Annotated in this window: 10 protein-coding genes; 3 read left to right on the top strand and 7 right to left on the bottom strand. The window is 39.9% G+C overall.

Annotated elements, in window-relative coordinates:
* Nucleotides 1-50: 50 nt before the first annotated feature.
* Complete coding sequence (locus ACXAGX_RS17710) at nt 51-1253, bottom strand: glycosyltransferase family 2 protein (RefSeq protein WP_474839925.1); 1203 nt, start codon at nt 1251-1253, stop codon at nt 51-53.
* The gene (locus ACXAGX_RS17705) at nt 1250-2467 is read right to left on the bottom strand and encodes a glycosyltransferase family 4 protein (protein ID WP_474839923.1); all 1218 of its coding nucleotides are present in this window, start codon (nt 2465-2467) and stop codon (nt 1250-1252) included. The genes ACXAGX_RS17710 and ACXAGX_RS17705 overlap by 4 nt, the downstream gene beginning before the upstream one ends.
* Before the next feature lie 272 nt (nt 2468-2739).
* On the opposite strand from ACXAGX_RS17705, the gene ACXAGX_RS17700 reads away from it, so the two are divergent.
* The 3 genes from ACXAGX_RS17700 (at nt 2740) to ACXAGX_RS17690 (ending at nt 5807) form a co-directional block, all read left to right on the top strand.
* On the top strand, nt 2740-3351 hold the full coding sequence (locus ACXAGX_RS17700; protein ID WP_474839921.1) for a transglutaminase-like cysteine peptidase: 612 nt from the start codon (nt 2740-2742) through the stop codon (nt 3349-3351).
* 25 nt (nt 3352-3376) lie between these two features.
* A complete protein-coding gene (locus ACXAGX_RS17695; protein WP_474839919.1) occupies nt 3377-5314 on the top strand; it encodes a bifunctional diguanylate cyclase/phosphodiesterase in 1938 nt (645 codons plus the stop codon).
* Between the two features lie 88 nt (nt 5315-5402).
* Nucleotides 5403-5807: a 3-phosphoshikimate 1-carboxyvinyltransferase gene (locus tag ACXAGX_RS17690; protein WP_474839917.1), complete on the top strand. Its 405-nt coding sequence runs from the start codon at nt 5403-5405 to the stop codon at nt 5805-5807.
* 175 nt (nt 5808-5982) lie between these two features.
* Here ACXAGX_RS17690 and ACXAGX_RS17685 read toward each other — a convergent pair whose 3' ends face one another.
* From ACXAGX_RS17685 to ACXAGX_RS17665, 5 genes are all read right to left on the bottom strand, one after another.
* On the bottom strand, nt 5983-7866 hold the full coding sequence (locus ACXAGX_RS17685) for an acyltransferase family protein (RefSeq protein WP_474839915.1): 1884 nt from the start codon (nt 7864-7866) through the stop codon (nt 5983-5985).
* Nucleotides 7867-8065: 199 nt separating this feature from the next.
* Entirely contained in the window at nt 8066-10306 is a 2241-nt protein-coding gene (locus ACXAGX_RS17680) for a GumC family protein (protein ID WP_474839913.1), read from the bottom strand.
* 30 nt (nt 10307-10336) lie between these two features.
* Nucleotides 10337-10873 (bottom strand): polysaccharide biosynthesis/export family protein, encoded by a 537-nt coding sequence (locus ACXAGX_RS17675; RefSeq protein WP_474839911.1) that lies wholly within the window; start codon nt 10871-10873, stop codon nt 10337-10339.
* Nucleotides 10874-10887: 14 nt separating this feature from the next.
* Nucleotides 10888-12087: an outer membrane beta-barrel protein gene (locus tag ACXAGX_RS17670; RefSeq protein ID WP_474839909.1), complete on the bottom strand. Its 1200-nt coding sequence runs from the start codon at nt 12085-12087 to the stop codon at nt 10888-10890.
* A 165-nt stretch (nt 12088-12252) separates the two neighbouring features.
* Complete coding sequence (locus ACXAGX_RS17665; RefSeq protein WP_474839907.1) at nt 12253-13650, bottom strand: undecaprenyl-phosphate glucose phosphotransferase; 1398 nt, start codon at nt 13648-13650, stop codon at nt 12253-12255.
* Nucleotides 13651-13958 lie beyond the last annotated feature (308 nt).

The raw sequence follows: 13958 nt of genomic DNA, 5'->3' as shown, positions 1-13958 counted from the left end.
ATTGGTGAGTAATAATATAACCTTTTAAAATTCGACATAATTCTTAGCACTTACTTCTTATCTCTGGTGGTTTTTTCCCAACTCGACTGTTTCTTGGTTAAGAATTTAGTGTATATCGTAAATTTAGAAAGCAGAAACTTGATTATTTCTATTATCGCGCTGAAGCCAAGTATCTTCCGCCCATGCATAAACCAAACTATACACAACGCAGCAAAGCTAAGCCCCAGACATAACAAAGAAACTGTTAGAAGTAGCTTCGTATCGAATAACCAGTGAAATCCAATGCCGATTACTACCATTACCACCTGATATAATATAAAACTGAACAACGGGGGGATGGCTGCATCAAGCAACTGTAAAACAGATTTAACATCACCTCGAATTAGCGAATCGAGTATTTGACGGGGAAGCTTTCTGATGGTCGCTAAATGCCCATGCTCCCATCTTGTTCGCTGAGCCTCTAATCCTTTTTCATTTTCCGGGAAAAAGCTAATTACTAAGCTTCTATGACTGTAATGGACATTGTGGCCTTTTACAGCCAAATTTAGACCTAGCTCGAGATCTTCAACGATAGAACCGCTAGCCAGGCTCGTCTGTTTTAGGATACTTGTTGGAAATACAATACCAGAACCTTGGATCTGAGTACCAAAACGCAGTGCCTTATGCCCCAGGGGCCTGATGGCATTCTTCAACCACCAGGTAAACTCTGCGACTTTCGTTTTTCTGATTTTGCCGCTGGATTTCATCAGATAACACGCTTGGCACACTTTGTTTTTTTGTACAGCCTCATCAATAAGAGTATTAAAGCTGCTTCCGACAAACTCACAATCTGCGTCAAATAATACGACGACATCAACGTTTAGGTTATTTAAGATCCATTGACGTCCGTGCTCTAAAGCATAGCCCTTGCCGATGTCTTTGTCGTTAAACCGCTCTAGTACCACAACATCTTGCTGTCTACATCGATGCGCGGTTTCATCTGAACAATTATCTGCAACAACGACAATAACATCTCGATCGCCTAAATGCTGTTTTAACCTGATGAGTGTATCTTCGATTACGTCTTCTTCGTTGTGAGCAGGAATTAAAATGGCTGACGAGATATCCACCTTCCTATGCGTTCGATTTTCCTCATCATTGCTTTCAGATCTGAACGTCTCAAAAAACACAGTGCCCAAAACCAACTCAGACACTAATAACATGGTGAGTAACACAAGCGGTGCGAGTAATAAAATTTCGAAAAAAGTTATCATGATGACTTTTGCATAAGGTAGTTTTTAATTTTAACGGACTCTGTGCTCGAATTATGCTCTTTCGTTACACGTCGATAACCCTCATCAATCAGCAATTGGATATCTTCGTTTTGAAGAGAATGAAAAGTCTTGACCGCTTCTACTAGTGACTCCTGACACCCTGGCGTCATAAGTATTCCAGATTTTTCGTGCTCAATAAGTTCCGGAATGCCATTGATATGCGTGGTGATAACCGGCACTTTTAATGCCAGCGCTTCCATGATAGCCACCGGTAATCCCTCCGCAAAGCTAGGAAGAATCATCACAGAGGCCTGTTGCAACAAATTTTTAATTCGGTTTGAATCTACCCATCCGGTAATTGTCACTTGTTCCTGAAGGTTGTTCGCCACTATAAAACGTTCCATCACCTCACGAAGTTCGCCATCTCCCGCAAAGGTGACATGAATATTAATGCCAGCGTCAATAAGCTCTGGTAGCGCTTGCAATAGGATCATAGGTCCCTTTTGTTCACACAGTCTTCCGATGACTAGCGCCTCTAATCGATCTCCCGAAGAGTACAGCGGTATTTTAGATGAGCTGTCGAAAAACAATTCCCCTAAGCCGCAATGAACAATTCGAATTTTTTTCCAATGCTCATACTCACACCAGCGGTAAAGCTGACTTTGACAAAACTTGGTTATTGCGAAAACTGAATCTGCGCGTTTGATTTTTTCGGACAAATTAATGCCAAAGGGTCTGTCGAACTCTTCAGGTCCATGAACGGTAAAACTGTATGGAACATTGGCGATTAAGGAGGCATACATGGCAACGTCGGTGGAGTTCGTGCCAAAGTGCGCATGAATATGTTTGCTTTGACTTGAATTTACTTCTTTTGCAAGCAGAACCCCTTCAATCATATATATTAGGTTTTTAATGAAACTCCTATCGGAATTGAGTGACATTTTAAAACACAGCTTAAGGCAAGCTAATATTGCAGAAAAATTACTTGTCGAAAACGAAATCAGTTCTTTGAAGAGTGTAACCTTGTCTTTATTGAGGAGGTAATGTGTCTTATGCTTTTCATTATAGTCAGGGTTATCTACGCTGATGTTGTCGTCGCTGTGGATAGAAACCCGCGAAACGTCTATGCCTGCCGCTTCTAACCCAAGAATTTCATTACGAATAAAAGTATGACTTACCTTTGGATAATGATTGATGAAGTAAGTTATTTTCATATACGACTAAAATTCCCTTTTATCTTTATCGAATGCGGCGGATAAGATTTACCAAAGTGCAGAACAATTCGCGTACTGACTAAAAAGCTCCTATCCTTGGTACATGCAGAATACTCTAACAGAAGCTCATTTGCATTATTTAGGTGCCTTGCGGGCGTGATTTCCTTATCTACTTGCCGAAAATTGTTGGGGAATGACGCCCAGCGTCTGCCACCAACTTTTTTTATACACAATCAGTGATTAAATTAAACATTTGTTTAAAGTTCCTGTGCTTGGTTATACCACTCATTTGGTTACGTCAATCTCTGTCTAGCCTCAACTTACCGACAGCTGTTCATGAACAAATAAGCAATAAGTACGGCATTGATGCATCGAAGCGTGTCCAAGAGTGGGAGCGTTTACTGGAAGGAAATAGAAATGCCTCAAAAGACGAAAAATTAGCCTCGATTAATCTTTTTTTTAATGAGTTTACGTTTATTGACGACAAGGTTCACTGGGGCAAACCGGATTATTGGGCTACGCCAATTGAGTTTATAGCTTCGGGAGGTGGCGATTGTGAAGACTTTACTATTGCTAAATATTTTTCTTTACGGTCGCTGGGCGTTCCTGAAAGCCAACTTAGGTTTATGTACGTAAAAGCTGTTAGGTTGAATCAAGCTCACATGGTTCTTGCGTACTTCCCCGAGCCAGATTCGATTCCTTTGTTGCTGGATAACCTCCATCCCAAAATACTTCCCGCAGATCAGCGGAAAGATCTATCGCCCGTTTATAGCTTCAATGGTGCCGGTTTGTGGCTTGCAAAAGCACAAGGTACTGGAACATTATTGAAAGACAAGCCGAATCATAAACAATGGCAAGATTTATTAAAAAGAATGGAAGAATGATTTCTAAAAAACTGCAGGTGAGTTTATGAGCTTAGCACGCCAATTTGGAATTGGATTGTTTGTCATTTTGGTTATTATATTTTGCGGATCGCTTTGGATAAACGTTAACAACACGCGTAGCTTTATTGCTGAACAGCTGAACTCCCATGCTCAGGATACGGCTACTTCCCTAGGTCTTTCTATTTTGCCTTACTTTAATGACCCACCGGATCTAGCAATGATAGATACAATGGTAAATGCCATATTCGACCGGGGCTACTATCTAAACGTCACATTATATAACAGCGAGCAACAAGTCCTCCTTGAGAAAAAGAACCCTGCAAGGGCAAACAGTGTCCCTAGTTGGTTTACTCACCTCTTTCCTATTTCAACTCCCGTTGCGGAGACAGAGTTAACAGAAGGCTGGAAAATTGCCGGACGATTAACTGTTAGAAGTCATCCCGGGATAGGCTACGGCCAGCTATGGAAGAGTGCTAAGCAAACCTTGTGGCTGACATCGTGGGTGTTTGGTTTCGGCTTAATACTTGTCTATATCCTGTCAAAAATTGTCCTGAAACCCCTGAAGGCCGTGGTACTCACGTCGCAAAATATCGCTTCTCGCGACTACTCGCTCATTGTAGATATTCCAAAAACAAAAGAATTGAAGATACTGGTACAAGCAATTAATAAAATGGCTGTTGTACTAAACAAGCAATTTCATGAACTAACGGCATTGACGAATAGCTACTATAACTCTGCTTTCGTGGACCAACTGACAACATTAGACAACAAACAGGCACTGGATAATACGCTGGCTAGGATTTTTGCAGATAAAGAAGAATTGAATCACGGCTATCTTGTTCTTGTTAGGCTTTCAAGTTTGAAGCATGTCAATGAGGCTCTAGGTTCTGACGCGGCCGACACTTACATTAAACTTATCAGCACGCAATTGACCAAGTTATCTCAAAATCATGAGTGTAAGATATTCCGTTCAAGGGGGGCGGATTTTGCTTTGATCACAGGTCAAATGGCCGAGGATAAATGCTCGGCGCTTTTAAGTAACCTTGCATCCACTATAAACGCCCAAAGTCATCCTATGTTTTTAGATGGTTGCATACATATTGGTGCAGCTGGCTTTACTGGGTGCGAAGACAAAAAGTCGCTTTTCGAACATGCTGATGCAGCCCTCATCAATGCCAAGCATTTACCGCAACGATGGGAATTAGCCCCCAAAACGATTCAGTTAAGAAGCCACAAGACGTGGCGCGAAGAGTTAGACCGAATTTTCAGAGATAAAGACATTACAGTCCTTACTCAGGACGTAAAGGACATTACTGGTAAAACGGTATTTTCAGAGTGTTTAGCTCGCTTCAAAGAGAATACAGGCGAGAATTTCTTACCCATGTCGCAACTTATCCCTGAATCGGAAAAGCTTTTTCGTGCCGTCGAGTTAGATAATTTAATCATTGAGAAGATACAAACATTCGTCAAGAATGAACGGAATGCTTCTCACAACTTGAAGTTAGCGGTAAACATCTCTTCTGCAACAGTTGCAGACTCGACAAATTTAGATGGAATCGTTAAAAAATTAAGTTACATTCGTCATCGAGTCGATGAATTAGTAATTGAAGTCCGGGAAGACAGCTTAAAGAATAGCGAAAAGAGCTGTATTCAATTTGCGCAAAAACTACGCGAAGCAGATATTAAACTCACAATTGAAAGATTCGGTAGCAATGTGACAACACTCACATCGTTGCAAAGATTACGACCTGATTTCGTCAAGATAGATGGGCGTTTTACTCGAAACATAGAAACGTCTGAAGACAACCAGTTTTTTGTGCGCTCACTTGTAAACATTGCGCACGGCTTACAAATACAGGTAATTGCTGAACTTGTAGAGAGCCGCGAAGAAGTAGACTGCCTGCGCTCGCTCTTTGTTGATTACTTTCAAGGTTATTATTTTGGTAAACCCCAGCAATGGTGAAACTTCTGCATAAAAAACTCTCTTACAATGGTTAATTGTGGATTTAATATTTAATTTGCTCTCATTCTAAATTAAAACAGGATGCTTAATGTCAATAAAATTTAAAGGTCGCATTCAGGACGATCCGGCTATCACTAACTTACTCAGTACTATGCCGGAAACAATAAGAAATTCTTTTTCTGAAGAGCAGCTAATGCACCTAAAAGCAGCCTTAGCTACAAGACAGTGGTCACATCACCCCATTGATGTTCGCGGCACCGTAAAAGGGTTCAAGAACCGATATTATTATGTGTTTCTTGCAGGTAAGAATAAGCGGGAACTTTCCCGGAATGAAGAACAAGCATCCAAACTAATGAAAACCTTCATCCTCACCTTGTTTCTTTCTATCTCGATGTTGATTGGTTTGGTAGCGCTCTATTTATTGAAGTCGGCTCTCGGGATTAACTTGTTTGAGGACTTTTCGCTGGGATTGTGGGACTGGTTTAAACGTTAGGATTCAAATTAACAATCATCAGGCGCTTCATAGTTTTAAAAAATAAAAATTAGGAAGCGCCATAGCTGCGACTTTGCGGAGATTAGAGACTTAGATACTGAAATTATAACTGAATCTGTTCATTAAAAAAAAAGAATACTAGCAACTTAGCTCCACGCTAGTACTAAACTCCCTTTTATTTTATTTCTTTTGAAATCAATGGAACGAGAAACTCTGCACCCTCGATAGTCAAATGAGCGTTATCCCATGCAAAAGGAATACGCTTCTTACCTACATAGGCAATACACTGTTCTCGTTCACAGACTTTTTGAAGAACAGGTAAATACGACACATTTTGATAAGCCTTTGCTACTTGTACAATTACATCATCCAGCTTTTGGACGGATTCGACATTAGCGGTTTTTCTTATCTCTTTTTCATCATAATTATATTTCGCAAGGTCTTCTATTATTTCATAGGGAAGCCCTCTTTCATTCCAAAGAGGAACACCACCTATTATATATATCGAAGTTTCGGGAGAGCCATGACGGAATTTTTCAATTGTGTCGATAAGCCCCCATTTAACCCCATCTACGCCATAGTGAGCCCAATACGCATGTAATATCAAAACTTTGGGCTTATTCCTGACTAAGACGTCCGCAATCTTTTGATTGTTTTGCTTACAAAGTGGTCTCGTGAGCATGTCTTGATTCAATAATGGAGGACAAGCACTTCCGCTAATGAGGGAATAGTTTTTGAATCCACGGGAAATTGCTTGTGCATGAGAATCTCCCCATATGACGTTATCGCCGGTTTTTAAGCACTCGATGCTGTAATCCGAGAACTTGCCGTCTCGTTGAAGGAAGCAAGTTTCTAGTGCCTTTGGATGATTCTCTTTTAGGTATGAAACATAATCGCTGTACTGATTGTAAAAGGCTTGCTTTTCAGAAAAACGCTTAGAAAATCCGGCATTTAAATAAATAACCGCTCCAACAAACGCTAATAAAATTAGGGATAATAGTGAAGAATTAAAAATAAAACGACGAGAAAATCCTGACTTTGAGCCCTTCATTTTACGAAAAGGCGACTCTATGAATCTGTAAGATAAAAATCCAAACAACAAAGAGAGGAAGACAAACAAAAGCTTAATTAGTAGCCCAAAATCATAGCTTACATAGTATTTATAAAATGCAATTAGTGGCTGATGCCACAGATAAACACTGTAAGATATTACGCCAACACTTACAAAGATTCTGTTCCCAAGAACATAGTTACCTACAACTGAATTTCCATACAAAAGAATAAGCGATGCACCAAGTACAGGAAGAATAGCAGGATAACTAGGGTGTGGAGTATTTTCATCGAAACAAAATATTGAAAAAACAATTAAACCTAACCCCACCAGAGAAAGTAAACTATTAGTACTTTCTCTAAAGCCAGACTTTCCGTTATGAAAAACATAAAAAGAGCAGATGCTTCCTGCTAGTAACTCCCAAGCTCTGGTTGGTAAAAGAAAATAGGCTTCAGAGGGATGTGTATCTACGAAAAATAACGACAATAAAAAACTTGCGACGAAAATAAATACAATTGATGTAATCAGAAACTTCTTAAACTTAAAAAGCATAGAAAGCAAGATAGGAAAAAAAATGTAAAACTGCTCTTCTACAGCTAGACTCCATGTGTGCAGTAAAGGCTTCAAGTCAACATCCGGCGAAAAATATCCAGCTTCGCGAGAAAAAATGATATTCGATGAAAACGTGGAGACACCGATCAGAGATTTTCCGTATGAAATAAAATCTGTGGGAAGTAAGAAAAACCAAGCGAATGGTAACGTAAAAATTACGACGAAGACTAAAGCAGGTAAAATACGCCTTGCCCTTCGCTCATAAAAATCAACGATAGAGTAGCTATCATTTTCTAATTCGTTTAGCAGGATGGTTGTTATTAAATATCCGCTGATAACAAAAAATATATCTACGCCAGCAAAACCACCGCTAAATAAATTAAATCCGGAGTGGAATAACACGACTGGAAGTACTGCTAACGCGCGTAGGCCATCTATATCCTTTCTATATTTCACAACAGCTCCTAAATTAAGTTCTTTGGCGCCACGTCTATCGTGTTTTTACATTGATAAAAATTTTTTAGATGAACAAAGAAAAATACCCTCAAGCTTTAGTAGTGTTAAGGGTATTTTTAATCGAACCAGTTAAGTTATACGCTAGAGAGCAGAACGTGTAGAGCTATAGCTTCATATTTCCAATTGCACAGTATCTGGCTTAACTGTCCGCTTTGTTGCGAGTGTCTTTATGATAACCATACCTATTGTCATAAAAACCAGCTTGGTCACGATCCAACGATGCTTTCTTTTCATCGACTTGGTTAAGTACGATACCACCCACACGTTGTCCAACTTTGATGAATCTTTTCAGGCAGCTATTAATTAACTTGTCGCTAGTGCTATCGGCTTTTACTACATAAAGTAATTCGTCACAGCTTTTAGATACCACTATCGCGTCGATGACGGCTTGTGTTGGAGCTGTATCAACCACAATATAATCGTACTTATCCCGCATCGTTAACATAAATTGTTTAAATGCATCAGACGCTAAGAACTCCTGAGGATCTGGCGGAATTGAACCTGAACAGATCACATCAATGCCTGAATCAACGTCACTTACAACGCATTCCTCTAACGAATGGGTTCCTGAAATTAAATTAACAAGCCCAGGTTGGAAACCAGGGAAGCCGAACTGTTTAGCTATAGTAGGTCTTCGCAAGTCAGCCTCAACCAGCAACGTTCTTCCAACTTGACTCATGGCAAAAGCAAGGTTTATTGAAAGCGTGGTCTTACCTTCTTTAGGCACGCTTGAGGTAACCATGATGACCTTGGTCGCTTTGTCAATATTCTGCAGTTGAAGACTTGTGCGTACCGTTCTAATCGCTTCAGTAAAAGAATAATGTTTACTATTAAAGTACTGCCTAAGAGGTAAGTCTTCTTTCTTCTTGTGAGGTTGCCATGGAATTTGGCCGACCATACGCTGGCCGAGCTTTCTTTCCACATCATCAGCACCACATATGCCATTGTTGAATAGATCAAGTGATATCACGATAAATACCCCAAGGCCTAAACTTGTAACAAACGCCAACATGATAAACATAGATGTACGAGGCTTAAACGGCAGAGAGGGTGGCAATGCTTCATCTAAAATACGAGCATTTGCAGTTTCGAATCCACCAACTTCATTAGTTTCTTTCAGCCGAGTGAAAAATGAATTGTACAGTTGCTGGTTAATATCAACTTCTCGTTGAAGAATCCGTCGCTGAGAGTCCAACATGTTAAGCTTTCGAAACTCTTCTTTAGATTCATCGACCGACGCTTGCAGCCTGTTAACTCTCGACTTAAGTTGCTCATTCTCTTTTGAAATGCCTGATACCAACGCTTCTATCTGCTTGTTCAAGCTCTCTCTAACTGACTCAAGTTCGCCTAAAGCGGAGATCATTTTTTGGTGTTTAGGGCCATATACCTTACTTAGTTCCGATACTTTACTTTCCGCTTCTAACTCAGCCCGTTTAACATTTTGTATAGAAGCATGATTAAGTACCTCGGGTATTTTAGCAAGCTCGTTGATATTGCCACGATACAGCTTAACTTGCTCAAAGATAATTTCGCTCTGTTTCAGGTTTGTCTTAGTTTTCGAAAGCTCTGTACTTAACAATTGCAACTCATCACTCGTTAAACCAGCAACACCATCAAGATTCACCAATTTATTAGCTTCATAGAAATCGGCAAGTTTCTGCTCGGACTCATCTAATTTCGCTTTCAACCCAAGCAAACTGTCGTTAAGCCATGCAGTAGCCTTAGAGGTCATATTAAATTTAGAATCTAAATAATTTTCGATATAAGTTTCAGCAATTGTATTCGCTACTTCGGCAGCTAAACTAGCAGACTCGCTCTCAAATGTTATATCAACGACTTGTGTACCTTTAACCGGTGTTATCGTTAATGCAGCTAAAACCCGCCTAGCTACCGAGCGTTTTTTTGCTAATAGCTTTTCTTCTTCAGATTTCTTCTTAATCTTTTGCTTGGGTGATGACGACAGTGCTTGTTTAATGGTGGACGTAATGTTACTTGATAAATCTTTAAGCCACGAACTGTCATCTTTGTTATAGAGGGGGTGGTTAATCAGATCTAACTTTTCGACTACTTTTTCAGCCACCTGACGCGACTTTAGAATCTCATATTGCGTTTGGAAATACTCTTTTTTACTGGAATCCAATCCATATATTTCTTCGATTGAGACAACTTTTGCTTCATCGACTTCTATAAGCAAAGATGAAGTAGCCTGATAAACTGGTGTTAAAGACATCACGAAAACTGCGACAGACGCGGTGATGATAAATGCCAGTAGAATGATTCGCCAGAGGTGGCGTCTTATAATTTTCCAGTAATGTGAAAAATCTAAAAAACTGTCCCCAAAGAGAGGCTCATCTTGTATTTTATTTCCTTGTGGGGACATACATACTTCCAATTTTGATTAACTGAATTGTTAAAAAAAGCTCTGATTAATAGTAACAATATCACCTGGTAATACGATACCAGCTAAATCAGCTGAAATGGTGATAGTCTCTCCATCTACCTCTCTTACTATCAGTATGTTAGTCCGAGACGCTCTTTGAGTGTATCCCCCAGCCAGTGCAGCTGCTTTATCTACAGTCAGACCAGGCTGATAGGAATAACCACCTGGCGATTTCACCTCACCTTTGATAAAGAAAGGCCGATAATCTTTTATAGTCACTGAAACTGATGGTTCAATAAGATAATCGCCTTTTAAGCCCTGATAAATAAACTCTTCTAGTTCTGCAATAGTAAGACCGGCTAATTTTATGTCCCCCAGATACGGATAGTTAATTGTTCCGACATCGGAGAGTCTGGTCTCAACAGATAGGTCTGGCTGGCCATACACTGTTATTTTTACTACGTCCCCCGAACCCATCCTATATTGATTTAGAGTAGGAACTTGAGCCTCTACATTAAGAGAAAAAAAGATGAGAACTAAAGCGCCCCAAATAGCTAATCGATGCATAACAACACTTCCAATTAAAGGGAAATAGTGGTTGAGAAAATTAATTGATTTTGGTCGAACTCAATACGTTCCTGACTACTATCTCTTTTATTTTTAATAAAACTTAAATTAAACTCAACCCAACGCCGAAAATGATAACTTAAGCCAGCTTCAAACTGAATGATATCGTCGTCCCTTAAGGTACCACCTTCAATTCCGATATATTGGTTATTTAAATAGTTTAATCGTAGAGTGGACACTACACGGTCGAGCCAACGGTGCTCCCAATCTGCTCTGTAAATTCTTTGCTGAATGAAACTACCTTCCCCATTAGTCTCACGCGTATTCGATAGTGTAGTGAGCTCCAGTTCAGTCCGCTCTATAGGTTCCCAAGTCACGCCTAGGCGCCAGTCCACATCACTGAATGTAGTTCTGAGCGGGTCAGCAAACTCCTTTCTTCTATACCCGACCTTTGCATAACCCGATGTTTGAGCGGTTGATTCCCATTCAATACCTAATAGCAGCAAGTCCACGGTACTATCTAAAGAGGCTTGACCATCTATGACAAAATCATACTCTACAACTTGACGAGATAAATCTATACTAAGCTCAGTTGAAGGCGCTATATCATAGGAAAATACAGCGCCCATTAACGCTAGATAACGGTCTCGAATACGATAGAGATCTGTATCTAAATCATAATCGATGTCTATATAGCCCGCGGAGATATCTAAGCCTGCTTTTGATTCTTGTGCACCATAAGAATATCTCGAAAATATTTCGATATTTTTGTATTTATCAGGTTCATTCAACAAATCGCCATTAGCGATTGAGTACATTGTCCCCCGATTGTCATGGCCATCCTCCCACATCGCATTGGTGCTGAATCTGTGCCTGCTGTTCAGTTCGTAGTCAAAAGCTGCTGTTAAAAAATGATCTGTATAATTATCTGTTTTACTAGAAATATACTTTGCCGCTTCTAGCTTATATCCGAACTGAACTAAGTTACCGCCATAATTATTCAGAAGAATAAATTCAGGTGATAGTGTATTGATCCAGCTATCGATTTCTTCATTTGAATTAGAGCGAATGACATTGTCATCGTGAGTCAGACTATAAGTAACAAGCGGAGTAAGTTCGAAGCCTCCCAAATCAATGCTGGCAGGCTCTTGTGCTAGCGCTAATTTGGAAATCATAAGAGTAGAAAAGATAAGGCAAAAATTAAGTTCACGCATCCGATGCCCCTACTAAATAATTTTTACTCAATACAACTTTCTTGGATGTATACAACTGAATACCTTTAAATTATTTCGTTATTTAAATTCTTATGACTTTTAGAGCTAATAGATTGTTTTGTACAAACAATTATTACCCTGCGTGCGTATTCTACAATATTAATTTTAGTAGACATTTTTCCCAACGAAACCCTTCGCAAAAGTAAACAATACTATCTTAAAATCGAGCCACAAAGACCAGTTTCGAATGTATTCAAGGTCGTACTGCACGCGCATTTGCATTTTTTCTACCGTATCGGTTTCACCACGCCAGCCATTAACCTGCGCCCAGCCGGTTATACCTGGCTTTATTCTGTGGCGAAGCATGTAGTATTTAACAGTTTTACGGTAGATTTCGTTGTGCGCTACAGCGTGTGGCCGCGGGCCAACAACAGACATAGAGCCTTGCAAAACATTGATAAATTGAGGAAGTTCGTCGAGCGATGTACGTCGCAGGAAAGCGCCAACTCTTGTTATACGCGCATCACCTTTTGTCGCTTGCGTTACCTTATCACCATCTTCGGTCACCGTCATAGAGCGGAACTTCCAAACTTTGATTTTCTTGCCGTCTACTCCGTAACGGTTTTGCTTGAAAATCACTGGGCCTTTGGAAGTAAATTTCACGGCTGCGGCAATAATTAACATTGGAATTGCAATTACAGCGAGAATGCAGGTTGCTAAGAAAATATCTTCAGCCCGTTTAATTGCTGTAGTAGCACCGCGCATTGGCGTATCGAACACGCTGATGGTTTGCAGATTACCCACATTACATAAACGAGAGTGAACCATGTTGTACATGAAGAAATTCGGCACAAAATGCACTTCGGCATTGGTGTCGCCTAACCGATGTAATACTTGCTCAATGCGTTTATTCGCCGTCATGGGCAGAGTAATGAATACTTGATCAAATTCACCGTTCTGCACGGCTTCAATAGCATCATTAATATTACCTTCGACAGACATGCCATCTGGAATTGCTAACCGATTTAATTCTCTATCGTCATAAACGCCACGTAAGAGAAAACCCGTTTGCGGGTTACGTTTTAACTCGTTGGCAAGAGCGACAGCATTTTCATTCATACCAATGATGGCTACTGATCGACTGTTATAACCTTTGGCACGAACTTGATAGAGAAAAGCGCGCATTGCCATGCGCCATGCACACAAAAATAATGGCGCAACAAACAACCAGCTAACAACTGCTATACGGGAGTAGTCTTCTGAGGTTTTAGTCAGGAAGAGATAGATTAGAACGATCACCGCACTGACAACCCAACTTACTACGGTATAAAAGAGCAACTCTTTTGAAGTACCAGCCCGCCAAGAACGATAAATCCAGAAAAGTTCGGCAGAAAGAAGATAAGTTGTGCTGCCAATTAGACCGAGCAGATGATAATGAACATCGATGGCAACACCGAAAACACTACAAGCGGCAAGCAGCGTTAACTGAATAATTAAGAAATCAACAAATCGATATACAACAGCGAATTGATTGATATTGTTTCTAACGAAACCGTTTCCCATGACTTACCATCCTTGAATAGTGAGTGATTGATAATTGAAAGTGGGTTACTTTTGAAGTCTTGTTAGTGCACCGCTTCATCTCATAAGCACTAACGCAATTTCAATACCAACTTTAAATTACCGACGACTCTTGTACATTCCGTTGTAACTTTCTTACAGAAAACCAAGAAAATTCACTGACAAGTGAACTTTTCGGGAATTTTACCATAAGAAATTGCTGAATCGAAAATATACATCATTAATTTTTACTAGAAGCATATTCCTGCTCTATTTTTCTTTTTGTAAAGAAAACTGACACTTTTACACTT

Source organism: Alteromonas sp. ABV4_515 (genome assembly GCF_056160345.1).
Note: the sequence above shows the minus strand (reverse complement) of the source record. Positions and strands in the feature narration are given on the sequence as shown.